Origin of the sequence: Vagococcus sp. WN89Y (genome assembly GCF_052220145.1) — a bacterium.
Taxonomy (GTDB): domain Bacteria; phylum Pseudomonadota; class Gammaproteobacteria; order Enterobacterales; family Enterobacteriaceae; genus Kosakonia.
On record NZ_JBQPOM010000028.1, the window covers coordinates 77,718 to 102,869 of the forward strand.

At 58.9% G+C, this 25,152-nt stretch carries 24 protein-coding genes; 13 read left to right on the forward strand and 11 right to left on the reverse strand.

The features are described 5' to 3' along the window. Positions 1-427: 427 nt before the first annotated feature. Positions 428-2,434 (forward strand): hypothetical protein, encoded by a 2,007-nt coding sequence (locus ACTU3N_RS08985; RefSeq protein WP_443085780.1) that lies wholly within the window; start codon positions 428-430, stop codon positions 2,432-2,434. 182 nt (positions 2,435-2,616) lie between these two features. Further along, positions 2,617-3,645, forward strand: a complete 1,029-nt coding sequence (locus tag ACTU3N_RS08990) for a lytic transglycosylase domain-containing protein (RefSeq protein WP_443085781.1) — start codon at positions 2,617-2,619, stop codon at positions 3,643-3,645. Between the two features lie 58 nt (positions 3,646-3,703). Here the strand turns inward: ACTU3N_RS08990 and ACTU3N_RS08995 are convergent, their stop codons facing one another. Next, the gene (locus tag ACTU3N_RS08995) at positions 3,704-4,738 is read right to left on the reverse strand and encodes a hypothetical protein (RefSeq protein ID WP_443085782.1); all 1,035 of its coding nucleotides are present in this window, start codon (positions 4,736-4,738) and stop codon (positions 3,704-3,706) included. A gap of 16 nt (positions 4,739-4,754) precedes the next feature. Further along, positions 4,755-5,432, reverse strand: a complete 678-nt coding sequence (locus ACTU3N_RS09000; protein ID WP_443085783.1) for a hypothetical protein — start codon at positions 5,430-5,432, stop codon at positions 4,755-4,757. Between the two features lie 465 nt (positions 5,433-5,897). Here ACTU3N_RS09000 and ACTU3N_RS09005 point away from each other — a divergent pair, with 465 nt between their 5' ends. The 11 genes from ACTU3N_RS09005 to ACTU3N_RS09055 all read left to right on the forward strand — a co-directional run bounded on the left by ACTU3N_RS09005 (position 5,898) and on the right by ACTU3N_RS09055 (position 18,064). Further along, the gene (locus tag ACTU3N_RS09005) at positions 5,898-6,890 is read left to right on the forward strand and encodes a sigma 54-interacting transcriptional regulator (RefSeq protein WP_443085784.1); all 993 of its coding nucleotides are present in this window, start codon (positions 5,898-5,900) and stop codon (positions 6,888-6,890) included. Positions 6,891-7,043: 153 nt separating this feature from the next. Next, complete coding sequence (locus tag ACTU3N_RS09010) at positions 7,044-7,283, forward strand: hypothetical protein (RefSeq protein ID WP_443085785.1); 240 nt, start codon at positions 7,044-7,046, stop codon at positions 7,281-7,283. Between the two features lie 64 nt (positions 7,284-7,347). Further along, on the forward strand, positions 7,348-7,713 hold the full coding sequence (locus ACTU3N_RS09015) for an EscI/YscI/HrpB family type III secretion system inner rod protein (protein ID WP_443085786.1): 366 nt from the start codon (positions 7,348-7,350) through the stop codon (positions 7,711-7,713). Positions 7,714-7,718: 5 nt separating this feature from the next. Further along, positions 7,719-8,483 carry a type III secretion system inner membrane ring lipoprotein SctJ gene (gene sctJ, locus ACTU3N_RS09020; RefSeq protein WP_443085787.1) on the forward strand — a complete coding sequence of 255 codons (765 nt, stop codon included), beginning with the start codon at positions 7,719-7,721 and terminating at the stop codon, positions 8,481-8,483. Positions 8,484-8,489: 6 nt separating this feature from the next. After that, positions 8,490-9,059, forward strand: coding sequence for a hypothetical protein (locus ACTU3N_RS09025; RefSeq protein WP_443085788.1), 570 nt, complete (start codon positions 8,490-8,492; stop codon positions 9,057-9,059). Further along, a complete protein-coding gene (gene sctL / locus ACTU3N_RS09030; RefSeq protein ID WP_443085789.1) occupies positions 9,046-9,642 on the forward strand; it encodes a type III secretion system stator protein SctL in 597 nt (198 codons plus the stop codon). Before ACTU3N_RS09025 ends, sctL begins: the two co-directional genes overlap by 14 nt. Positions 9,643-9,717: 75 nt before the next feature. Continuing rightward, complete coding sequence (locus ACTU3N_RS09035) at positions 9,718-9,945, forward strand: hypothetical protein (RefSeq protein WP_443085790.1); 228 nt, start codon at positions 9,718-9,720, stop codon at positions 9,943-9,945. Between the two features lie 33 nt (positions 9,946-9,978). After that, the gene (sctC, locus tag ACTU3N_RS09040; RefSeq protein WP_443085791.1) at positions 9,979-12,033 is read left to right on the forward strand and encodes a type III secretion system outer membrane ring subunit SctC; all 2,055 of its coding nucleotides are present in this window, start codon (positions 9,979-9,981) and stop codon (positions 12,031-12,033) included. Positions 12,034-12,048: 15 nt separating this feature from the next. Next, entirely contained in the window at positions 12,049-12,234 is a 186-nt protein-coding gene (gene hrpT, locus ACTU3N_RS09045; RefSeq protein WP_443085792.1) for an HrpT family type III secretion system protein, read from the forward strand. 63 nt (positions 12,235-12,297) lie between these two features. Further along, entirely contained in the window at positions 12,298-17,613 is a 5,316-nt protein-coding gene (locus tag ACTU3N_RS09050; protein WP_443085793.1) for an AvrE-family type 3 secretion system effector, read from the forward strand. 34 nt (positions 17,614-17,647) lie between these two features. Further along, on the forward strand, positions 17,648-18,064 hold the full coding sequence (locus tag ACTU3N_RS09055) for a type III secretion system chaperone (protein WP_443085794.1): 417 nt from the start codon (positions 17,648-17,650) through the stop codon (positions 18,062-18,064). A gap of 33 nt (positions 18,065-18,097) precedes the next feature. Here ACTU3N_RS09055 and sctU read toward each other — a convergent pair whose 3' ends face one another. From sctU to ACTU3N_RS09100, 9 genes are read right to left on the reverse strand one after another with little or no spacing between them, the layout of a single operon-like run. Further along, positions 18,098-19,180 carry a type III secretion system export apparatus subunit SctU gene (gene sctU / locus ACTU3N_RS09060; protein ID WP_443085795.1) on the reverse strand — a complete coding sequence of 361 codons (1,083 nt, stop codon included), beginning with the start codon at positions 19,178-19,180 and terminating at the stop codon, positions 18,098-18,100. After that, a complete protein-coding gene (gene sctT, locus ACTU3N_RS09065) occupies positions 19,177-19,992 on the reverse strand; it encodes a type III secretion system export apparatus subunit SctT (RefSeq protein ID WP_443085796.1) in 816 nt (271 codons plus the stop codon). Before sctT ends, sctU begins: the two co-directional genes overlap by 4 nt. Beyond that, entirely contained in the window at positions 19,992-20,252 is a 261-nt protein-coding gene (gene sctS, locus ACTU3N_RS09070) for a type III secretion system export apparatus subunit SctS (protein WP_443085797.1), read from the reverse strand. Before sctS ends, sctT begins: the two co-directional genes overlap by 1 nt. A gap of 7 nt (positions 20,253-20,259) precedes the next feature. After that, positions 20,260-20,913, reverse strand: a complete 654-nt coding sequence (gene sctR, locus ACTU3N_RS09075) for a type III secretion system export apparatus subunit SctR (protein ID WP_443085798.1) — start codon at positions 20,911-20,913, stop codon at positions 20,260-20,262. A 5-nt stretch (positions 20,914-20,918) separates the two neighbouring features. After that, positions 20,919-21,956 (reverse strand): FliM/FliN family flagellar motor switch protein, encoded by a 1,038-nt coding sequence (locus ACTU3N_RS09080; RefSeq protein WP_443085799.1) that lies wholly within the window; start codon positions 21,954-21,956, stop codon positions 20,919-20,921. Next, entirely contained in the window at positions 21,953-22,486 is a 534-nt protein-coding gene (locus ACTU3N_RS09085; protein WP_443085800.1) for a type III secretion system HrpP C-terminal domain-containing protein, read from the reverse strand. Before ACTU3N_RS09085 ends, ACTU3N_RS09080 begins: the two co-directional genes overlap by 4 nt. Then, a complete protein-coding gene (locus ACTU3N_RS09090; protein WP_443085801.1) occupies positions 22,483-22,947 on the reverse strand; it encodes a hypothetical protein in 465 nt (154 codons plus the stop codon). The genes ACTU3N_RS09085 and ACTU3N_RS09090 overlap by 4 nt, the downstream gene beginning before the upstream one ends. Next, entirely contained in the window at positions 22,922-24,283 is a 1,362-nt protein-coding gene (gene sctN / locus ACTU3N_RS09095) for a type III secretion system ATPase SctN (RefSeq protein WP_443085802.1), read from the reverse strand. The genes ACTU3N_RS09090 and sctN overlap by 26 nt, the downstream gene beginning before the upstream one ends. Beyond that, a complete protein-coding gene (locus ACTU3N_RS09100; RefSeq protein WP_443085803.1) occupies positions 24,283-25,152 on the reverse strand; it encodes an FHA domain-containing protein in 870 nt (289 codons plus the stop codon). Before ACTU3N_RS09100 ends, sctN begins: the two co-directional genes overlap by 1 nt.

The window sequence follows — 25,152 nt, forward strand, 5'->3', positions numbered from 1 at the left end:
GGGAATATCGGTACGGAAATACTCACGTTCAGCGGGTAAGGTTTTCGGCATTTTCGTTGACTCCGGCAGGTGAAATATGTCGTCAACATACCTGCCAGCAGGCGGGGCTTTCCTGCAATAAACGGTTATAAAGTGAGCGATTTACCAGGGCTGCTCCACCGTTTTTTATCCTAATCGCATGATTTACGTATGCACTTTGGGCACTGCTAAAAAAGCGTAAAACCCCCGGCCGTACCGATTTTGCTCAACTATTTTTTTTGATGACGATCACAAATTGTTAAGAAACCGCACGGGTGGTGAAACCCTGGATGCTTACCCGTCACTCAACGCTATCATTGCGGGGTGAGCGACTCATTTCGCAAAGTCATTAATGGGCCGGTTATGCATAACTGGCATAGCCTGTTTTTTACCTGGCGGAGTGAAAACGATGGATGTGAGAGGCAGTCACGGGCATACGCCTGTACCCGGGCACGATACGATTGAACTGGCAACGCGCAACACCACCAGTGCGGCCGCGACCGTGGATCGCGCGGCGGCAGCACGTAATGAGGAGATAGGCCGCATTGCGCACGCTCTGGAAGATAAATGTACGGGGGGCGCAGAGATCCGCGATTACCTGCGCGAGATAGCGGTGGTTCTGCATGATGAGATGGGGCAGACGGCTGATGACGTAAAAGATGTTATCAAAAATGCGCACCATCACGACAGGAATACCTCCGCACTGGCAGAAGGCGCGATCGGGCTGACCTATGCGCTTTCTGGTATGCCTGGCGATCTGATTGGCAAGGGGATTGCGAGTGCCATGGGGCTGCAGGGCGGGACGCCCGCGCATGATTTTGTCACCGGCCTTGCGGGGGGGTTAACAGCGGTAGGCTTTAAGGCGGTACTGTCAAAAGTCATCGGTAACAGCCTGCAAAATGGCAAATGGATGCAGGCTGATATGGATGCGCTGGCGCCTGTGATGCAGGAGGTGATGAAAAAGCGCAACACGCTGGGGCATCAATTCAAGCAGGCGGCACTGGGCGGGACGGGCTATGACATCCGTAACCCGTTTACCGGCGCGGTTTCCACCGGTACCCAGATGCTGGAGGAAAATGCGCCCCGAGCAAAACCGATGGGGATTTTAGAAGGTGCGCGCCAGGCAGGCTATCTCGGTAATCAGGCGACAGGTCTGGCGCTGACCATTGGCGCAGGAGCGCTCAGCGGGGTTATCCAAAACCGCTTTGACAACATGCATGGCGCGGAGTTTTTATTTGGCCGTAATGACTGGCAGGAGCGTTACCAGGCATTATCCAGCGGGCGGAAACATAGCGCTGAAGGCGGGCGTTTTGATGAGCTGAAGCAGAACGCAAAAACGCCAAAAACCTGGCTTGACGCCATGAGAAACCTGGTGGCGCTCTCGCAGATAGCCGAAGGCATCGGCCTGGGCACCGGTCTGGGCGTGGCGAATATTACCAAAGGCGCCGCGCGTACCAGTCTCACCTCGGCGCTGGCGCATGCGCCCGCCACCGCGCAGGAACTGATGAAAAATCCCTCTTTTCGTGCCATCCGTGAAGGGGTTGGGCAGGCTGCGTATTTGATACCTGCCGCTGGCGCATACTTTGAGCAGGGCGCGGCCGGCATTATGTATAACGAGCTAAAACGCGCGGTGCTCAATAAGCTACATCCGGCTGAGGAAAACGAAAGCAGCTCAAGCTCGACGTCAACGACAACCGAAGACTCGCCGGTAAGTTCAGGCGCGAGAACGCCGGACGGTTCACCGCCGGAATCGGAAGCCGCAAGCGTGGGGACGCTGGCCAGAACGCCGGACGGTTCACCGCCGGAATCGGAAGCCGCAAGCGTGGGGACGCTGGCCAGAACGCCGGACGGTTCACCGCCGGAATCGGAAGCCGCGAGCGTGGGGACGCTGGCCAGAACGCCGGACGGTTCACCGCCGGAATCGGAAGCCGCGAGCGTGGGGACGCTGGCCAGAACGCCGGACGGTTCACCGCCGGAATCGGAAGCCGCAAGCGTGGGGACGCTGGCGAGAACGCCGGACGGTTCACCGCCGGAATCCGAAGCCGCGAGCGTCGGTGAGCGGGCAAAAACACCGTCAGACGCGGGCCGTTCGGAAAGCTCCGACAGCGCCAGCATCCGCACGCACTACTCCGGCACGCTACGCAACACCCCGCCGCCGCGCTCAGAAGAGATGCGCGCCCAGGGCGATACGCACCCGTGGTGGACCGATTTCCCGAACGCCCCGAAAACGCAACCTGGCCCAAAACCGGAAACCTTATCACCGGATGAAGCAAAAGCCCTTGCAGCACACATTGAAACGGAAGCGCAGGAGATGAACACCCGCATCGCGGAGATGATCCCGCTGCCGAAATCAGAACCAGCCTCCTCTGCGGCATCCGTGAAATCGGAGCCATCAGAGGTCAAAAAACCAGCCTGATAACGCTCCCTCCAAAGCCGCAGCGATGCGGCTTTTTTTACGCCTGAATTTGGCGTATCTCACGCGCCAGCCGGAACCCGCGCTGCGCTATTTCCACTCACTCATACCCCGGTTTTACCGGAAGGGATGCGCCAGTTTTTACTGGTGTCGGTTACGGCTTTTTGAGCAATGAGGACAGAAAGATGCATATCTCGTCAGGTTCGGTTTTCGGGCCGGTACAGCCGCAGGATGTACCTGATTTTAGCGCCCTGAATGATAAAAACTTTTACTCACAGATGACCTCTTCAGATTACGGCGGCACCCAGGCAATCAACTACGGCAACAACGCGATGGGCGGCACGGACTTCGCCAGCCTCACCGGTACGCCCGCGGATACGGGCAATATGAGTGAGGCGCAGATGCAGGGGCTGGCGCAGTTGCTTGCCCCGCAACTTCAGGGGCTGATCCAGCTGTTGTCTCTCCTGCAACAACTCATTTCTGGCCAGCAGGGGGACAACAGTACGCAGGCAGGGGCCGGTAACAATAGCGGTAACGGCGCAGGATGGCCGGGTGCGTCGGCACAAGAGCAAACCGGGGAGCCGCCGCTTGCCACACCGGCTAACGCCACCACCCAGCCGCCCGTCACTGCGCCTGCAAACAGCCCGGCACCGACAAACGCTTCACTGAGCACGCCGACGCAGGAGAGCGCGCCGACGTCAGGCAGCGGTATCCCGACGACCCAGGGCAGTTCAGGGCTGCATTTGCCTCAGGCGCTGCAACGTTATGAGAAGGACATTATGCGTGCCGCCAGAGAGACCCAAATACCGCCAGAAATTCTGGCCGGGCAAATCTGGCAGGAGTCCCGTGGTAAAGCCGATGCGGTGACCACCAATGGCGGCAACGGTCTTTCCGACAGCGGCGTGATGCAGGTCAACTCGAACACCTTTGCCGATCTGCAAAGCAAAAACTCACATCTGCTGGGGCCGAATGCCAGCCCGTCAAACTCGTCTGACAGCATTATGGCCGGGGCGCTGTATATGAAGGAGCAGCTAAACGCCTTTGGCGGTAATATGGGGGCGGCGCTGCGCGCTTATAACTCCGGGCCGGGGAACGTCAACGTGAACGACCTGACGGATATCTCCAAAACCGGAACCGGCGATGCGACCTATGTTGAGAAAGTGCTTAAATTTGCCGACATCATCTCGTCCGGCAACGGTACCTTACCCGCCTGACATCTGAGCAAAAAAAAGTCCCTGTACCGTGTACAGGGACAGAACCTTCAGCAGCCCATCAGGCAAACGGCGGTGGTTCGTTTTTCCCTTTACCACCCGCGTTTTCCGCCACAATTTGCACCGTATCGGTGGCTGCCGTAATCCCCCAGCCCACCGGACCGCGCGCTGCGCTCAGACCGCCTTCAGCCAGCCCTTTCAGACCCCCGGTAAAGACTTCGCCCAGGTTTCTGGCCTCGCCGATATTGTTAAAGAACGGCGCGGCAACGGATTTCAGGATAGGGATGTTTGACAGGATTTTGCCAAACTCGCCCATTCCCCACTGGAAGTTATCTTTATTGGTGCCATCAAGCCGGACGTGCGTATCTTTAGTGTCAGGCAGCTGTTTATTTTCCGGCAGCATTTTTAAGCCCTGCTCGGCAATATCCTTCAGCACACCCGCCTCGGTACCGTGGCGCGCGTCACCGTCTTTGGTGATCCCTTCGATTTTATCGTTCGCGGAAATCTCCTTACGCTCGCTGCCATCGCGCGCGTTGAGGCTTTTCACGCTGTTTAACACACAAGACATGTTATAAGCCGCATCGGCACGACTTTTGGGATCTTTGTTCGCATCCGTCCAGTCGCCAAAACGTTCTTTCAACTGCTCTCGCTTGATATCTTTCTGGTTACCGAGGTTTTTCAGCACCGGGTTATCATCAATGATCTGCTCGGCGCTACGATTATCGCCCGGCGGGCGACCTGTCAGGTTCTCTTCTGTCGGCCTGACGCTGGTGTCCTTTTCGCTGGTGCGAACCCCATCGCCCGTGGTCTGCGGCGTCATGGTGGTAAACAGTTCCTCAGGAATACCGCCTTCACCGGCGGCATCGACCAGCGCCGCCAGCCCCAGCAGCATCAGCATCTGCTCATCCTGCTGTAGCGGGTCGCTCAAACCAGACATGGGCGTCCCGCTGTTGCCGCCGTAACAGATAGCGTTATCCCCTTTGAGACCGGAAAACGCCGGGCCGAGCAGTGAGGAGGGCAACGGCAAGCCGCTGGCGGGTTTTCCACCAGGAGAAAAAGCGGGGGTAATCCCCCCGCCAGGTAATTGAATAGCCATAGACCAGGCCCCCTAATCAGAGCTGCGTGTTGTTCTGCGAAGACTGCCCCTGGCTACCGCCCGTCAGCATTTGTAGCACCGAAGACAGACCCAGCATCATCAGGACATTTTTCAGCATACCGCCCATGCCGCCCGACTGCTGGCTCGCATTATCCGTCACGCCCTGACCATGAGAGGGTGACTGCGGCGAATGCCCGGTTCCCTGATTTTGCCCCGTACCCTGGCCTTTACCGGTACCCATCAGCTGCTGGAGCAGTTGCTGGAGCATCTGCATCAACTGCTCCAGCGGATTTTTGCTCTGGCTGGCGCTATGGGATGACGGCGCGTGGCTCTGGGTAGGTTGTTGCGAGGTCTGTTGCTGGCCACCGCCCAGTAACTGTTGCAGGCCCAGCAGCATCATCAGTTGTTGCATCAGGCCGCCGCCCTGCAGCGAGTTGTTACCATCCGTCGCGCCGTTGCTGCCGTTGGCCTGAGTGCGGTTCTGATTGCCACCGATCCCGGCAAGTGAAGCCAGCGTGCTGACGCCACCCAGCGCGTTGCTGGCAAATGACAGCGGGCTGGTTTTCCCGTTGTTGGCAGCAGGCAGGTCTGGACGCCCGGTCTGGTTGCCGGGGATTTTGCCCATATTATTGGCCGGCGGGAGATCGACTTTGCTCGTGTTTGTTGCTGCACCACCAAATCCTGGAATCTTCATGCATTGTTCCTCAGAGTTAATGTAACCGGAGAGATTGGTCGGGCGGGGCAGGGTAAAGTTACATTTTGCAACCATAATCCTCGCAGGCTGCACAATTTAACGCGCTTGACCCGTTGCCACCTCGCACACTGAGTGGGGATTGTTCCTGATGAGTTCCCGTTAAATATCGGCTCTGTGATGCGGATTCCGAGTTTTCAATCTTTTCTCCGTGCGTGAAAATATTCCAGCACTCTGTTTTAGCGGACTTTTATTGCACGTTTGTAAGGAAATCCCTACAGCAGGAAAGCCTATCCCTACAAAACATTCATCCTGGACTGATAGCGGGTCGTGTCGGCTTGAGGGAGAGTGAGGACGCGATAAATTTGTAATTCTTTACATCAGTCTAAACTTCCAAAAAATCCACAAGAGCTGAATTACCTTCGCGCCACGTGCAAGGCGCGTTTACGTAAAGCCAATGGAGAATGTATGGTTCGTCTTTCTGGGACACAGCTACCCAAAGGGGCTGTAGATGAGGGGAGTGCGGATAACGTATTGCGCCAGGTTGACCCCCGCGCACCTGCGGCGGCGGGCTATCCGGAACCACTGACCGATATCCATACCCATCTGTATAAAATTTTAAATACGATTGCACCGTTAAGAATTGATGTCCTGATCGAAGGGGAAACCGGTACCGGGAAAGATGCGCTGGCCCGGCGCTTATATAAGCTCTCCGGTTGCCGTGGTCCGATGGTGCCGGTCAACTGCGCGGCTATTCCGGAGACGCTGGCGGAAAGCGAGCTGTTCGGGGTGATGGCCGGGGCATTTACCGGCGCCAGCACCTCCCGCGCAGGCTATATAGAAAGCGCCAACCACGGCGTGTTGTTTCTTGATGAGATAGACAGTATGCCGCTCACGGTGCAGGCCAAACTGTTGCGCGTACTGGAAAACCGTGCGGTGGAGCGCCTGGGCAGCACGAAAAGTATTGAGCTGGATTTGCGTGTGGTGGCCGCCTCGCAAATTCCGTTGGAGCAACTGGTGGCGCAGGGGCGTTTTCGCCGCGATCTCTTTTTTCGCCTCGACACGATTAAAATCGCCACGCCGACCGTTCGCTCACGACCGGAGCTGATTTTACCGATGTTTCGCCGCTTTACACAGGAGGCGGCGCTGCGCCTGAACCAACCTTTGCCGCCGGGGTCGCCCGCGCTGGATGAGACGCTCCTGCTGCATAGCTGGCCGGGAAATATCCGCGAAATGAAAGCGGCGGCGGAACGCTTCGTTCTCGGCTTGCCGCCGCTGTGCAGTGAAATAAAACAAGAGGGGCGCGGGTTGTTAAAAGACCGGCTGCGGCGCATTGAGCGCAGTCTGATCCACGATTGCCTGAACCGGCACGGTAACCGTATTGATGACGTCATTCTGGAGCTTGGGATCCCCAGACGTACGCTTTATCATCGCCTGAAACTGCTAAAACTGACCGCCTGACGCTATTGCCCGCCCGCTCTGCGGTGGGCCAGATGGCCTGAATTGCCCCGCGTGAAAAAAATTTCACCTGTCCTGGAACCACCCGGTTTCGTTCGCCACTTAATGAACGCAACACCAATTCACTACAACCCATCTTTAACGTGAGGAACGGCTATGTCACTTGTTAGTTTACTTTCCAACGGGATCACAAACGCGGGCTCTGGCTACTCCAAACTGTCCGGTGCGTGGGACGGTGCCAGCTTTATGGTAGGTGCGCAGAAAATTCAGGGTGAGATGCAGCAAAACCAGCTGGATAAAATGGCGCTGGATGCGGAAAACCAGCGCATCAACGGCATCGCCGACAGCGCCGCGCAGGCAGGTTCTGCCGCAGCCCAGGTCAAAATCCAGTACTAACCGGCGCAAGCAGGGAGCGTTATCTGCGCCTCCCTGCTTTCCCCCACTCAAAGGAGTTCTGCTGATGAAAGTCACTCAATCCTCCTCGCTCACCTCCGAGCCGGTGCCTTTGGTTGAGATTTATGATGAACCACCGGGGCAGGAAGACATTCACTGGTTCACGTCAAAGCTTAACGAAAGCGCGACGAAAAGTGCGCCAGCGCCCGCAGAGCCAGGCGTGGTTGGCGGCATTATGCAGTCCATCAGCGGCAGCCAGCGCGCGCAAAAAGATGCTTTTCACGATTTGAAGGTCGCTTCGCGCTCATCGAGCGTGGAGGATTTCTCCCGCGCCAATGCGCAGCTTTCAAACTACTACATTGAGAGTCTGATGAACGCGAAAGTCATTGCCAAGACCGTTCAGTCCGTCGACAAACTCAGTAACCTGCAGTGATCCTTATGAATGGCTCCGTAATAAAAATCCTCTGCGCCGCCTGCCTGGCACTGCTGCTGGCCGGTTGTGGCGACCAGACGCAGCTACATAGCGGGTTATCGGAAAACGATGCTAACGATGTGGTGGCCGAACTGAGCCGCTTCAAAATAGAGGCGGAGAAACAGGTTTCCAAAGAAGGGGTTAACATCAGCGTCGCGCGTGCGGATATCGAGCGCGCGGTGAATATTCTTAACGCTGCCGGGCTGCCTCACCAGGCACGCACGAACCTGGGCGCGGTTTTTCAAAAAAGCGGCGTCATCTCAAGCCCGCTGGAGGAACGCGCGCGCTATATCTACGCGCTTTCCCAGGAGGTAGAAGCGACACTGTCACAAATCGATGGCGTAGTGGTGGCCCGCGTGCATGTGGTGCTGCCGGAGCGTATCGCGCCAGGCGAGCCGGTGCAGCCCGCCTCGGCCTCGGTATTTATTAAATATCACGAAAACCTCGACCCGGACAGTATCGAACCACGCATTCGCCGCCTGGTCGCCACCAGTATCCCGGGCCTCGGCGGGCGCGATGACCGCGACCTGGCCATCGTTTTTGTGCCGGCAAAAGCCTGGCAGGACACTATTGAACTGGTGCAGCTGGGGCCATTTCAGCTCACCCCTGAGCGTTATAGCATGGTGAAAATCGTCACCACCTGTCTGGGAGGATTGCTGCTGTTGCTGGTGGCAAACGTGTTTATCCGCCAGGCACTGAACCGCAAACGCCTGGCCGCGCAGGCGAAGTGATGCGCTATGAATGATGCACTCGCCCTGCGCTGGGTTTGCTGGTGGCAATACGACTTCTGGATGCAGGCCGATGAAAGCTGGCGAACGCAGCCGCTTGCGCGATTGCCTGCGGCCGTGCAACTGGACTACCTGCGCCAGCATGCATCGGTGTGGCAGCGCACGCTGGGCCTGGCGCCGGAAGTGCTGCCGGAACCGCAGCCGCTGGTGCTGGCTATCAGTGAATTAAACGCCGCACAGCGCGCACAGCTGTTGGGGCTGGTCACAGAGATTTGCGCGGGCACCACGGCGCTCTCCGCTGAGCTAAAGATCTGGCTGCGGCGTCTGGCCAGAGGGATGCGCACCGAGTGCTGGGTGCCGGGGGATCTTTTTGCCGATGGCGGCGGCGGCGGCAGTCTCAGGCTGTTACAGGCGCTTTTCCCAGCCGTATGGCCGCGCCTGCGGCTGCTTTTCCCTGCAGAGGATGCGCCATCCTGCCCGCCGCTCTTATTGCCTGCTCACCGGCTACGCCCGCTATGGGAAGCCGCGCTCTGGCAGGTGCAACAACACGCCGGGGAGACGCGCGATGTGGACACTTAAAACCCTGCGTCAGCTCAACGCAATCGCCCCGCAAGGGAACATTCTGCGACGCGAAGAGATAGCGCTTTCAACGCAAGCGGTTTCGATAATAGAACTGGCGCACGAGCAGGCCGAGGCTATCCGCGAGCAGGCGCGCGCCGAGGCCGCCGCAGAAGCACAGACCCTGAAGCGCGAGTGGGAAGCGGACTTCTGGCAGCAAGCGCAGACGCTACTGACTGAGTGGCAGCAACAGCGCGAAGAGGACGAAGCGCAACTGGTGATACTGGCGGGCAACGTGCTGAACGAGGCGTTGCAACAACTGCTGGATGACGTGGATGATGCGCGCCGCTTTCATGCGCTCCTTAAACAGCTACTGCGTTTGTATCCACGCCAGCAACCCGCCACGCTCTGGTGCGCCAGCGAGCAGGAGCAGGCGGTCAGCGGCTGGCTTGCCGCCGAGCCACAGCTCTGCTGGACGTTATGCCCGGACCCGGCGCTTGCCAAAGACAGCGTGCGCCTGGTCACCGGCCAGGGCGAACTGATTGTGAACTGGGACACGTTGCGCCAGCAACTGTTGCCGGGGCGTGAGCAGGAAGAAGCATAAAAAATGTAAAAGTCATGGAACTGCTTCGCTTGTCGCGCCACTTAAAAGTGGTGCAAAACAAGAGGAGTTAATGTCATGAGTTCAAACGATCTGTTTCAGCGTCAGTTATCCACCAACACATCCCGCAGGCATCATGAAGCGTATCAGTTCGCCAAAGATCTCTCCGGCGAATCCTTTAACGTGGCGGATATGTATGCCTTTCAGAACCAGTTGATGGATATGTCCAACGCCAGCTGGGCCAGCTCTCAGTATACCCAGTTTAAGTTTGGCATCCGTAAAGCGATTATCGACGCCATTAACTAGGCCCCGGCCAGCCCTGTCAGCAAGGAGTCAGGCGTGTTTACGTTTTCTTTTCCGGGCCGCCTGCTGGCGGCCATAACCCTGCTCGTACTGAGCATGGGCATCAGTAACGCCCGCGTGCCGGATGAGTGGAAAAACGGTGCCTATGCCTATTCGGCAGACAATACACCGCTGAGCATCATTCTTGAGGATTTTGCCAGTAGCTTTGGTGTCGAGGTGCATCTTGGCACGCTGGGCGACAGCAATGTCACCGCCAAACTGCGCGCGGACAACCCGGAAGCGTTTCTTAATCGCCTCGCGCTGGAGTACCGCTTTCAGTGGTTCGTTTACAACAATACCCTCTATGTCAGCCCACAATCGGCGCAAACCTCCCGGCGCATTGAGATCTCACCGGAAGCCGCACCGGATCTCAAAGAGGCGCTGCGCGGCGTTGGCCTGCTGGAGCCGCGTTTTGGCTGGGGCGAACTGCCGGACGAAGGCGTCGTGCTGGTGACCGGCCCGCCGGAGTACGTGCGCCAGATTACCGACTTTGCGCGTAAATCGGAAAGCAAGCCGGAAAAAGAGAGCAAAGATATGATGGCGTTCCCGCTGCGCTATGCGGCCGTGGCCGATCGCACGATTAAATACCGCGATCAGGAGCTACTGGTGCCCGGCGTTGCCACCATCCTCAACGAGCTGTTGGGCCAGTCAAACAGCGGCTCCTCCAGCGGGATGTCCTCAGGCCAGGGGGAGGGGGACGACGCGATGGGTGCGATGCGTATGCAGTCGCAAAACCTGATGAGCCAGATGATTGGCCGCAATATGCCGAAATCGGAGCGCCAGAGCGCGCCCGTGGGGGGTCTTGCGGGCAAAGTGTCGGCGGATGTGCGCAATAACCTGCTGCTGGTCCGCGACGACCCGAAAACCCGCGCCTCTTACCAGTCATTAATCAGCTCAATAGATGTTCCGCAAAAACTCATTGAGATAGATGCGGTGATTGTCGATATCGACCGCAACGCGCTCAAGCGGTTTTCCAGCGGGATTGGCGGCCAGTTTGGTAACGTCTCTGGCGCGACCAATATGCTCTCCGGGGCCAGCACGCTGTTCGTCACCGACTTCCAGCGCTTTTTTGCCAGCATCGAAGCGATGGAGGGAGAAGGCACGGCGACGATTATCGCTAACCCGACCATTTTGACGCTGGAGAACCAGCCAGCGGTGATTGATTTTAGCGACACCGCCTTTATCCGCGCCATTGGCGAGCGGGTGGCGGATATTCAGGCGGTCACGGCGGGCACCAGCCTGCGGGTCACGCCGCGCGCTATCAGCACTTCGCAAAAATCCGCCATTCAACTGATTGTCGATGTGGAGGATGGCAAGCTCAACAAAAACGATGACGGCGACGCCGAGGGGACACATAACGCGCTGATCAGCACCCAGGCGCTGGTCGAAGCGAAGCGCTCGCTGGTGATGGGCGGGTTTCACACCAAAGAGAGCGGCGATCGCGAGCGGCGCATCCCCGTGCTCGGCAGCATTCCGCTGATTGGCAAACTCTTTACCTCCACGCGCTATGAAACCTCCCAGCGTGAGCGGCTGTTTATTATTACGCCGCACCTGATTGGCGACCAGGTTGATCCGTCACGCTACATTGCCGCCGAGTCGCGCGATCAGCTCAACAGCGCGATGGATGAAGTCGCCAATCGCCATAAATACACCGACGTCAAAGGGATGGTGGAAGGGGCGATGCGCGACCTGGCGCGTAACCGCGTACCGGCAGGGATGACCAGCGGCGGCAGCGGCCAGACGCTGCCTGCGTTGTGCCGCATCCCCGGCGCGTTTCAAAGCGATGTGCGTCGCCATCAATGGTATGGCAACAGCAGCGTGCAGATAACCGTTGGCGTGATAACCAACAACACCCATCAAACACAGCGTTTTGATGAAGCGGCCTGTCGCAGTGACCGCACGCTGGCGGTGGCTGTCTGGCCGCGCGCCGCGCTCCCACCGGGAGAATCTGCGGAAGTGTTTGTCGCCTTTGACACCACCGCTCCGGCACGCCCGTCGCGCGCTTCGCTGCTCTCGGCGGCGGGTGGCGCACTGGCGAGGAACTTCTACTGAAAAGGAGAAAAGCACATGTTACTGCGACTGTTCTGGCTTGCCCTCGCCACGCTGATGCTGAGCGCCTGCGCGCGGACCAGCGTCGGGTGTAATGAGGTGAGCTGCCGCCCGGCGTCAGACCTTCACAGCCTGACTATCTGGTGGCAACCCCAGTTACGTAATAGCCCTAACGACTACACGCAGATAGCGGTAGACAACTAACGGATGTCCGGCAGTCTCAGACCCCAGGCGATCGCTGGGGTCGTATTTGAGCGAGGATCGACCATGGCTATATCTATTCCTTTACTGGCGGGCTTGCGTGCGGCGCATTCAGCATCGCACACCGATACCGCGTCTATTCCTTTGCGTCAATTTAGCAGCCGTCCGCGCCAGCGCGCTGGCGGCTCGCTCCACCAGGACGGTGCCAGCAGCCAGGCGGCACCCGGGTTGAGACAGCAGGCGGCCACCGCGCGCCAGCGCATGAGTGAAAACCTGCGCCAGAGCATGCGCCGCCTGCGGGAAAAGCTTCACCCTTCGCCTCCTGCACCCGCATCATCGGTGCAGACTCGCCCATCTGCTGAAAACGCTATCCGGCGCGAGCAGGCAGCGCAACCTGACGACGAGGCGCCGCCACTGCGCCCGATGCGCGAGCCGCAACCATGGCCCGACCGCCGCCGCCATCTGCTGGCGCCCATCGCTGAAGAGTCCTGGTTGGCGCTGCAAGAGAGCGAGCGCAGCACGCAGCAACAGCGCGCATACCGCGCTGCCGAAGAGGATGCCCCGGCCCGGCGGCACGAGACGCGCGCGCAGTTTGCCACGCTCAGCCTTGAAAATGGCACACTCAGCGTCAGCGAGAGCGCATCGGAGCACCTGAGCGCTATCCTGAGCGAAACCCTGGCGCGCCCGCAGCATCGCTGGCTGGCGCATCAGGCGAGCGCGGATAACTGCCAGCATTTATTGCAGGCGCCCGATGGCCGGCTTTTTAGCCTGCAAGGTTCAGACACCACCTTTATCGGCCTGACCAGTAGCCGCCCGCAGCCCACCTGGCGCCAGCAAAATGCGCAACAGCGCCTGGCCGCGCTGCCGGACAGCACCACCCACACTGTGCTGACCGGCATCTTTACCCATGAGCGGAAGATTGCCAGCAATGACGAGGGCGACGAGCGGGTAAAGGAGCGGCTTCGTGAGCATGGCGGGCGGCTCTACCGGCTGAACGACGCGACCCTGCGCTGGGATCAGGTCGATAAAGAGGAAGAGAAAACCTTTAGCAAGTTGAGCAAACAGCCGGACGGTATGCTGTACGCCATTTACGATAAGAAAAGCCTGCATAACCTCTCCACCGGGAAAAAGTCAGAAAAATTCACAGGAAAAATCACCGCATACTGCACCAGCCCGCGCAGCGCTCCGCTGGTATTGCTCAGCGATGAAAAAACCGCCGCCCAGTCGGTAATGTTTCTCAACACCCTGAGCGCTAAAAAAGAGCAGCACCATGCGCTGGCCCTGAAAACCGCGAGCATTGAGGGCGAAAACACCCCTTTTCATGCCACCGCTATCGCCCTGCATCACGACACGCTCTATGCGCTGAACAGCCTGGGGCATCTGTGGTCTGCCCCCGCGCCACAACCGGGCGATGCGCAGGTGGTGTTGCAACGGGATACCCGCCAGCGCGAGCTTCCCGCCCAACTGGGCGAAGGGGTGATGCTCAGCGCGCTGGTGGCGCATAAAGACGGGCCGCTGATGGCGTTGGCCAAAAGCGGCGGCGATCAGAAGCATCTTTGTGCGCTCAATGAGCAAGGGCTGTTTGAGGCGCGCTGGAATCTGAGCGAAAGCCTGGTGCTGGATAAACACGAAGGACTATTGCAGCCGCGCCCTTTGCCGCATGAGATGGTAGAGCTTGGGCGGGCCGGGCAGTTGCTTATCCATGACGGCAAGCTCTACAGCCGGGATAAAAACTCCGGGCGCTGGGAAGCAAGCCAGGAGAAAGCCGACAGCCTGAAGCGGGCGCAGGATGGCAGCGGCTGGGTGATTTTTGAAAGGCTGCCGTCACGCGTTAAAGTGAGCCAGAAGAGTGACAAAATCGATGGCGCGCACCATCGCTTTGCCCTGCGGCAGGTGAAAGCCAGCCTCAGCCTGGAGCTGCCGCTACCGGGCTTTGACAAAGACAATACCGCGCGGGCGATTGCCCCCATTGACGGGGAAAACTGCGCGGCAATCAGTGAAAACAATACCCTGCAATACCACCGCACGCTGGCGGGTACCCGCCAGGCGCACAAAATGATGAAAACCCTGACCAAAGCAGGCATAGGCAACTGGCTGCCGCACGTGGCGGCCACGGCAGACGCCAACGGTGAGGGCAATACGCTGACCGATATCAGCACCGATCAACACCGCAACCTGTATGTCCTCGACCAGCAGGGCAAGCTCTGGCGTATGCCGGAAGCGCAGTGGCGCGCACCAGCCGGTAGCGCTGTGCAGGCGCGCTGGCAGCCGGTGGCACTGCCCGGGGGGCTGGGGACGCTTGCACTGCTTCACAACACCGGGAGCGGTGCGCTGATGGTGGCAGACCAGGCCGGGCGCGGCGCGGTTTTGCAACAAGACGGCGCAGGGGATATTGAGCGGGAAGCGCGCTGGGAGAGGCTGGATGAGTTCGACCCGGCGCAACCACTGCCGGAGATTGCCCCCCACCCGGAAACGTTAAAAGCGATGGAGCGGCTCGACGAAGCCTCGAAAAGTATTAACCTGCGCGGGATGACGCTCAAGTATGAAACCAGCATCGCCGGTATGACCGGGCGCGATGGTAACCATGTCAACAGCCGTCTGCGCGACCGGCTTGGCGCGCATCTTATCAACACCCGGCTCAGCACGCCCAGACCGCTAAAAACGGCCTGGTACGCCACCCGGCATAACTGGCAAGGGCGCGAAGGGCTGCGCCCGCTCTACGCGCAGCAGGCGCACCTTCACCAGCAACTAAAAGCATTATCCACCGCCGGGCAGCCGCGCGGCACTTTACAGGCGCGCATCGAAGGGCTGGATACCCGCCCGTTCAACCGCACGTTGCTGGCGCATTTAAAAACCCTTGCAGAGAATGTGGCCGACAGCGCGCAGCACCACGGCAGTTTACTCGGCCAGCACACTGGAGCGCTGCGCGGTGATGGCAGCGAAAAGTCAGGCTTTACACCTTCGCAGGTTGCCGCGTTCACCCAGGCTATCAACCCGTACAGCGATGATGAAAACCTGCTCGACAAGCTGGCGGACGTCTACCGGCACTATCCGCTGCGTGAGGAGAGCGGCGCGCTGGTGACCCGGTTACAGGAAAAAGGCGTGGCGGTGCGTCACCAGAAGGCGCAACCGCCGCTGGCACGCCAGCGTGACCCGTTTGATACGATGGGGCTGGTGAAATCCCGCCTGATCCTCGATGGGCTGATGATGGCCGCTCTGCATGAGGTGGTCGATATGATGGAAGCCTGTCGCGAGAACCCGGCGGCTGTCGCTGAGATTCACGCGCGCGTGCGCTTTTTACGCGACGAGGAGTACGGCGAAAATCTCGTGCAGAAAGCCACCCACCAGGGGTTTGTCAATAACGCGCAACTGGAGGCCTGCTACGATGCAATCAAATCCTTTATCAATGCGTTCAGCAAACCGCATCATGGGCTGAATGTTACCACCCGCACGGTGCTGAAAGCGCCGGAACAGCAGCAGATGGCCGCGCAGCTATTAAAGACGCTCAAAACTCTCGAAACGGGCGAAAACCTGGGGTTTGGCCGCAATTATGGCGGCATGGTCACCGTGTCGGTCATCCCGGGCGGAGAAGTGATTGGCGTGCCGGGCGTGCGGGGCAATCTCGATCGCGCCTACAACACCAGTTTTTCCCGTGGCGATAACGGTATCAACGTAACCTTTAGCCGTAACGGCGGCGGTACCGGGACGGTGTTCGGTGCCGTTGGCTGGAACCCGTTTAGCCAGTTGCCGCAGACCGCTGACATCAAGAAAGATCTGGGCGGCAATCGCAGCATTGCGCCGTCGGTGCGGCTTGGCGGCATCGTGGCCGTCGCGATGCAGCGCCAGTTGCAAAACAGCATCAGTTTTACGCTCAGTGAAGCGGAACTCCCGGCGTTTATTGAACACCTGACCCAGGGTACGCTCAGCCCCGAAAGCCTGCTGGAGAAGAGCGTCAGCCATAAAGTGAAGCAGGGCACCACGCTCAGTTTTAATGTTGACGCCGCCGCGATAGCGATGGCGGGCGCAGGGTTACGTTTCCCGACCGGCGCGGATGCGAAGAAAAATACGGCGATGGCCCGCGTCGGCGGCATGGCGCAGCTGGGCGCGAATATCTTAAGCGCCCAGCGCGAGCGCAGCATTACCCAAAGCGCGGCGGGCACCTCGCTGAATAACAGTGATAACCGCGTCAGAATGTTTAATACCGCCAGCGCCAGCATCGGGGTGAACGGTGGCGTCGGCATCAGCGCCAGCGCCGCGTCCAAACTGCGCATTCCGCTGTTTGGCGTCAACAGTACCAGCATCCAGGCAAGCATTGATAATCGCACCAAACACAGTATGAACCTTGATATCGCCAGAGCGGAGCCGGTTCATTCCCGCCAGCTGGATAAGCTTATCGAGCAGGTCGGGACACATTTTGACGACCCGCAAACCAACACACTGCTACAGGAGATAAAAGACGCGGATAAACCGCCTAAGAAAGAAAAAACCGAACTTTCCGCCGGGCTGAAAGCGCTCAATGCGGCGAGTCTGGACGCGCGCAAGGCGAACCCCGGCGCGTATCGCCCGCTGTCTAAAACCGAGCGCACAACGCTTGAAACCCTGCGCAAGGAAGCAAAAAGCACGGCAAAAGAGAAAGAACCGCAGGTGTTCAGCACCTTTATGCAGGATGAACAGACCGCCACGGAGAGCAAGCTCGATAAGCTTCTGGCCTATCTGCTGGAATTATCCCCCGCTAACAATGGTCAGTACGGGGTGATTAACAGCGCGCGCCAGCTCTCTTTGCAGCGCCAGGCGCAGAGGTTGCGCTGCCAGGGGCTGAACAGCGCCGAGTACCAGAGTACCTACAACAACCTGAGAAAGGTGGACAGCAATAACCTGATGCACGTCGTACATAGCCTGTTCGCCAGTGAACTGCCGGAAAGTGCGGCAGAAGCCATCAGTCGTTTTATGGAAGAAAAACCGCTGCTCAAAGAGGTCGTGCGGGAATTGCAAAAAAACCGTAACACCCAGGCAATGGTCACGCTCGAACTGAAAGATGAGAACAAATATACCCTACAGCAAATGTGGCTGCGCCATGAAACGCAGCCGGAGGAGGTCGCGGCCATGCTGCGTGACAGAGAGAGCCTGCGGGTCAAATCTGTCGCCTTTAGCGAAACCGACACCAAGCAGGAAGGCATCAATGTGCCGCTGTTTGTTGCCGGTGGCAGCAGCTCTGCCAGCGTCAGTATCAGCCGTAATCTGGGCAAAATTACCTTTAACTACGGTGCAAACCAACTGTCACCCGTTGCCTTTACCCTTGAAGGTGAAATTGCCCAGGCCAGTCAAACGCTGGTAGATGCACTGACCAATGCTGAGGTTCAGGACAAACGCGGGTGGCTGTAGGCCCGCGCCATGTTTTCATTTTTCACAGGAGTTTATGATGATGCCGCAACAACGGGTACAACGGCTGCTGGATGATTTTGGCCGCCGTCAGGGGATTTCGCTGTCGCTTGACGAGGGGGTTTGCGCGTTACAGGATGCGCAGGGGCAGGAAGCGGTGGTACTGGAGCTGCCAGCGGGGAGCGATTCGCTGCTCCTGCATTGCCAGCTTTTTGCGCCGGGCATCCAGGCTGAGCAACTGGCGACCTGGCGGCTGTTAATGAAACTCAACTTTGAAATGAACGCTATGCGCGGGTGTTGGCTGGCGTTAGACGAAGAAGAGCAGGTGCGCTTGTGTTATCAGCAATCGCTGGAGGGCTTAACGCCCGCGACGTTTACCGCCCTCCTGCTGGCGTTTATGCAGCAAGCTCGCGAAGCGCGCGCGTTATTGCCGGAAATGGTAGCCGCGCGCTAAAGCCACTGGCGGGTGCGCGGCTGCGCATCCGCATCACTCTTCTATCTCAATCACCTCATCCAGATAGTGTTCTTCAAGCTCGCGCAGCAGGCGATAGACCTGCGCGACTGCGTTTAACGTTTCGCGTGGGATGTACGCCCCTTCACGCGTGGTGCGCCAGAGGGTGCGGGTCAGCCAGACAAAACGAATAACCGGGCGTTTTTTACGCTGCGCCTCTTTAATTATTGCTCGTGCTTCTTCATCGCAGGCTTTAAACAACAGGCGCGGCAGCGGCGTTTCATCCGGGCGATAATACAACCCGACGGCAAAATGGGTAGGATTGACCAGCAGCACATCGGCTTCTTCAACATTCACCTGCCGGGCGGGAACCGGGTCTTCGTGCAAAATCTCCTGCGCCACCTGGCGGCGGTGGCCTTTCATATGCGGGTCGCCTTCGCTCTGTTTGAACTCGTTTTTGATATCTTCGTGGCTCATACGCTGCTGTTTAAGGAAGAAGTAGCGCTGAATACCAAAGTCCAGCAGGCTGATGGCGAGCATTACCATCATCACCCGGCGCGCGAGCTTCACAAACAGCGCCATCACCCCTTGCCAGAAACCGTTAAGATCGCCAAGCGCCAGCCGGGCAAGGCTGCCCAAATCCGCCTCGACGGCCTGCCACACTACCAGACCGATGATCACCGCTTTAATAATGCTGGTCAGCAACTGGGTAAACTGACGAGCGGAAAACATATTTTTTAAATGGTTGAAGGGGTTCAGGGCATCCATCTTTGGGGTCAAGGCTTCGGTGGCAAAGAGCGGCCCGAACTGTATCCAGCCGCCCGCGATGCGCAGCACTAAAGCAATGGCGCAGGCGATCCCCACCAGAATGATTAATACGGTGACACTGTCACTGATTATCTCTTCGAGCGCATGGTCAAAAGGATCGCGAAGGCGGGTTAGAGGCAGCAGCATCATGCTCTGCAACCGCTGCATACTGGCGTCCACCATGGCGAAAATGGTCTCCAGTATGCCGATACAGATAAGCAGCTTGGGAATGTCCTGGCTCTGGCTGACCTGACCTTTTTTACGCGATTCCTGCAATTTTTGCGGTGTGGCGTCTTCGGTTTTTTCGCTCATGGCGCGCTCCCCGCTGATGGGCCAAAAATGTGCGGCAAGAGAGGTATCACATCGCGCAGCTCATAAAGGCGTGCATTGCCCAAATGATCCAGCAGCGGCAGATAAAGAATAAAGAACAGCAGGCCGAGCAGGCATTTTAGCGGAATGGTCAGGGCGGTTGCCTGCAACTGCGGGCTGTAAATACTCATGATGCCAATGGCGAAATCCAGCAGCATCATCAGCGCCACCGGCGGCCCGGCGTACAGCACCATATCGCTAAAAATTTTCCCCAGCAGCCCTAACCAGACATGAAACCCGGCTTCGCCGGGAAACGGCATCCACTCGGTGGCTGACCACAAATGATAACTGTCCCAGATAATCTGCGTGATGGTCGATAACCCTAAACCGGTTATCAGCAGCAAAATCAGCAGTTGCTGCATCAGCTTGCCAAGCGGCGTGACGTCCGGCCCCAGTTGCGGGTTTATTTGCCCCCCCATCAGCGCCCCACGCTGGTTATCAAACAGCGCGCCGACGGATTCATACAGCCAGAAGGGCATCGCCAGCAGCAGCCCTATCAGGGTGCCTATCAACAGCTCTTTGAGCACCAGGCCTGCAAGCGTCATCATGTCGGGTTGCAGGGCATCAATTTGCGGCTTGATAACCGGCGCGATAAACAACCCCAGCGCCACGGCAATGGCGGTGCGCAGCAGGCCTTTTATCACGCTAAAAGAGAAGATGGGCGTCAATAACAGGCACGGGAAGATGCGCGCCATCCCCAGCGACAAGGCGAGGATGGCGTGAAACGTATCGGTTAACGGGTAGCCAATAAGCATCAGTTGCTGACCGTGGACATCATCGCAAACGCCGTCTGCGCCAGTTGCATCAGCTCAACGCCGACCCAGCGCCCGGTCAGCGCAAGCGTCAGGCCCACGGCCATCAGCTTGATACAAAACGGCAGGGTCTGATCCTGAAGCTGCATCGCGGCCTGAATAAGCGAAATAATCACCCCGGAGACAACCGCCACCAGCAGCGGCGGCGCAGAGAGAATAACCACCAGCATTAATCCCTGGCGAAACAGCGTCAGAATATCCATGGCGTCCTCATAAATAGCTGTAGAACAGACCGTCGAGCAGCCGTGTCCAGCCGCTAATCAGCACAAAAAGTAAAATCTTTAGCGGCAGGGAAACGGTCATCGGCGACACCATCTGCATCCCCAGCGCCAGCAGAATATTCGACACAATCAGGTCAACGACGATAAACGGAATGAAGATCAGAAAACCGATTTTGAAACCGTTTTGCAGCTCCGAGAGCACAAACGCCGGGATAACCAGCAGCATATTGTCCGTTGCCACCGACTTCGCCATTCTCTCCGGCCACATGCGCTGCGTGTTCTCTTGCAGATGAACAACAATGTCCGGGTCGGTGTTTTTGCGCATAAAATTTTTAAGCGGTTCGATACCGTTACCCACGGTGTATTCGAGCCGCTCCATACTGCTAAAATCGACGGGGATCGCCTTCAGCCGGTCGGTGATATCGCTGAAAACCGGCGCCATAATAAATAGCGTCGCCGCCAGCGCGATACCGTTCAGCGCCATCGTGGGCGGCACCTGTTGCACGCCCATGGCGTTACGCGTGAGCTGCAACACCATGGTGATTTTCAAAAAGCTGGTACAGATAATCAGCATCATCGGCAGCAGCGCCAGCGCGCCGAGAAACAGCGCCAGCATAATTGGATTCAGCGGTCCCATTTCCATCGCTGTCACCTGTTTGCATCCGACAGGCTGGCGACGCCTGGCAACATATGGGTAATTTGCAGCCCCAGACGGCCTTCCACGTCCACCAGCTCACCTTTTGCCAGTGGAAATTCGCCGTGACACAGCAGCGCTTCCCCTGGCACGACATTATCAACCGTGACCGTCGAACCTACGTCCAGGCGGTGTAACTCCCCGAGCGTCAATTTGAGATGGCCGCAGCGAACAGTTAAGGCCAGCGGCAGGGCATCAAACGGCGACGCCTGGCTGAGCGGGGCTTCGCTCAGGGGCGTATCGGGTTGCGATATATCGGCAGGTAATTGGTCTTCGGGGGTCACATTCACGTAAGTATTCTCCAGACGGGTAATAAGAAAACGGGCGGGATGGCCCTCCTCGAACAGCAATTCGCCCTCAAGGTGTAATTGCGCAAGGCGAAGCTCGCCGCGACCGGTCGGGGAAAAATACGAGGTAGCAGGGAAAACAACATCATCAGGGCGAAGCTGGCGTAGCTGCGCCAGCGCAACTGACAGGGCGCCCAGTTTTATCGGTAGCGATAACGGTAATGCGCTGCAAAGCGGCGCGGGCAGAGGTTGCCACTCAGGGTTGTCTGAAAGCGCCGCAAGCGTCGCGGGCGCAAGACATAACAAACCTTCTGCGTGCGCCTCGCCGAGCGTGACCGTGACCGTAAGCCACAGTCCATCCTGCGAAGGCGGTATGCCTGGCAGCGGTGAAAGCGTGCCAAACAGCGTGCGCAGCGCCGGGCTAAGATGCTGGTTAAAGAGCGCCCAGTACCATTCGCCAGATTCCGCCAGCAGCGGACAAGCGGAAAACAGGCTCAGCAGCGTTTCACTCCCTGCGATATGCAGCAGACCGGCACGGCAGGAAAATGTCTGCGTGTGCGGTGGTGTATCAGGCGAAGGGGCCAGACGCAGCTGGATTTCGCCTGGCTCGTCGGCAAGCGTATAAGGGTAGCGCAGGCCGTGGCCGATACGCTGGCGCAGGCTGGCTTCCTGCAAGGGCAGCGGGCGCAGGGACAGCGGTTTCATTGCTGGCCTCCGCGCTGCTCAAAACGCAGGCGCACCGGGCAGGCCATCCGGCGGCGCAACGACTCGCGGCAGCGCTCCTGATGCGGCGCAATCATGCTCATGGCCTGCGGGGCAAAGCGCAGGCTGATATCCCAGCCTGCCGCGAAAGGGCCAATGCGCGCATCCACTTCGCCTAAAATGGGCAGTAGCAGGGTCATGGAGACCGGGCCGGTGGGTTGCTTTTCCACCATGCCACATAACACCGGTTCCAGCTGCTGCCAGGCACGGGCGGGAGAGGCGGGCGCCTCCTGCGTGGGCGTTAACTGCCCTCGCGCAGTGCTTGTGCCTTCCCAGGGGGTGATAACCGGCGACTGTGGCGCAAAAGGCGTGGTTAACAGCAGCTCGCCGAAAAGGGAACTGGCCTCGCCAGCGCTTTCTGGCCGGGCTTTGCGCTCGGCGCTGCTCTCTGCCTGCCCGGCGTGTGTTGTGCGGCGCGCCGCTTCCGGGCGAGCGGGCTGACCGTTTTGCTGCGTGTGCGCCAGAGCTGTCATCGCAATGCCTCGCTGTGTTCAATCAGATATTCCAGTTTTTCCACTTCGCGCTGACGCGCCCGGGTTTGTTGCTGTGCGTGCTGCATCTGCTGCTGTTGCGTGACGTGCTGGTGGCGGTACTGCTGGAGTTGATTTCGCTGCCCGCTCACCACATCGCTTGCCTGGCGTTCGTGCGCCAGGCCTTCCATCAGACGCTCCTGCTTTTGCACGCCCGCCTGGTGGTGTTCGGCGAAGCCCTCGCGCAGTGCCTGATAGGCCTGTTGCGCCTCATCAAGCTGTTGCTCAGTCTGGGCGGTGTGGCGCTCGGTTTCATGTAGTGCCTGCTCGGCTTCACGTTGCAGGCGTTCGCTGCGCCGTAGCCGCTGGCGACGAATAGGCAGCAGCAAGGCGAATGCCTGCGCCAGCGTGTCGCTGGTATCGGGCGCGATGATGTCGTTATCGGGAAGCGGATGACGGCGCATGCAGGCTGACCTCCGAGAGATGGTGCAACGTGTTGTCATACCCGGACGGGGCATGCATCGCCTGTTGCAGGTAGGTGTTAATGTCCTCCTGAGCCGCTACCGCCGCATCGGTCATGGCGTCGTGCCCTGGCTGGTATTCCCCGAGGCGAATAAGCATTTCTACCTGTTGCCAGGCCGACATCATGCGCCGAAGCTGGGTCGCATCCCGGATGTGTTCGCGGGTCGCCACGTTGCTCATGGTGCGGCTCAAACTGGCCAGTACGTCGATGGCCGGATAGTGGCCGCGCTCGGCCAGGCGGCGGGTCAGCACAATGTGACCATCAATCAGGGAACGCACTTCATCCGCCACCGGATCGTTCATCGAGTCGGCCTCAATCAGCACCGAGTAGAGCGCGGTAATCGCCCCGCGCGAGGTTTGCCCGGCGCGTTCGAGCAGCGTGGGCAGCAGGGTATAGACGGAGGGCGGCAGGCCGCCGCGCCCCGGTGGTTCGCCAAGCGCCAGGCCGATTTCGCGCTGGGCGCGGGCAAAACGGGTCAGGGAGTCCAGAATCAGCAGCACGCTTTTGCCTTTATCACGCCAGGCTTCGGCGATGGCGGTGGCGGTGAATGCCGCGCGGGCGCGCTCCATACTGCTGCGATCGGAGGTGGCGCAAATCAGCACCGTGCGGCTGCGCAGCGTTTCATCCAGTTCATGGTCGAGAAACTCGCGCAGTTCGCGCCCGCGCTCGCCAATCAGGCCAAAGACAATGACATCGCAGGGGGTGTTGCGTGCGATCTCGGCCAGCAGGGTTGTTTTCCCGCACCCGGCTCCGGCGAAAATCCCTACCCGCTGGCCGACGCCCAGCGTCAATGGGCCGTCGATAGCGCGAATACCGGTGGGCAGCGGCGTATCAATGCGCGGGCGATCGGTGGGGGCCGGGGCATCTCCCAGCACGCCCACGGCGTTATCGACCGTGCCGGGCAGGGCGAACGCGCCTGTTTCGCCCGGGTTCAGCGGGCGGCCAAAACCATCCAGCACGCTGCCGAGCAGCGCATCGGAGACCACAATACTGTGCGGCAGGCGCAGCGGAACAACGCGTGCGCCCTGGGCGATGCCATCAAGCTGACCCAGCGCGGAGAGCAGGGTGTGTTGTGGGTTAAAACCGACCACTTCCGCCAGCACGCTGTGACCATCATCGCGGGCTATCTGGCACAGATCGCCAATCCGCGCCTGCGGCAGGCTGCTTTCGAGCAAAATACCGCTGATACCGGTTATCCGGCCATAGCTGGTAACCGGCGCAAAGGCCGCCAGGCGACGCTGCTGCTGTTGATACCACTGTTCAAGTACGGCGGTCATTACCAGCTCACCTTAATGTTATCGCGACCGTTAAATTCAATCTGGTTGCTGGTTATCGACACCAGGCGCAAATCATCGACTTCATCGCCCACAAACAGGCGCTGCCCGTCATCGGTCACAATATTGGCGCGCGAGCCGGTGGTAATTTGCACAATGCGAAAAGGCAGCGAGACTTCCAGCAGTTTGACCTGGTTATCCAGCGGCGTCTCACTGGCATACGTTGCGTTAAAGCGCTCCATCATGCGGTCAAATATTTGCAGCTGTGATTTGCTCAGACGACCGGTGAGTCGCAGGCGATGGTTATGGACAGCCACTTTCACCGCAGAGGCCAGGTCGCGTTCGCGCAGCATTTTCACTAATGGCGCTTTGAGTTTTTCGGCGCTGTGCGTTGCCTCCCCGGCGGCGGTGACCTGGGTCTGGGCAACGGTGGGTTGCAACACCCAGCTCATTACCGTCAGGGTCATCAGCAGCATCAGGCTCCATGACAATGTGCGTATACCCCTGGAGAAAAACCCTTTGCGGGCGACAGCGGGCGCGGCCACCTCTGGCGGTGTTTGCGCCGTGCTTGCTTGCGGTTCGGGTGAGGCGGGGGGCATACAGGCGGCCCATGGGGTATCGATGCGGGCCACGCACAGCCAGACGTCAGCCACCTGAAATGGGTCTTCTATCGTGACGCTAACCGTCTCGCCGCTGTCGGTCTCAATTCGCCACTGCGAATCTTCACAGTGCAGTGTGCACTGGCGGGCGGCAACGCGCTCATCGCTTAGCATCAAATCGGCCTCATCGGCCTGGCCTATCAGCCATTTGTCGCCGAAGAGGGGTAACGCGGCGCCTAAATGCAGGCCGGACAGCACGCGCAGTTCGAACAT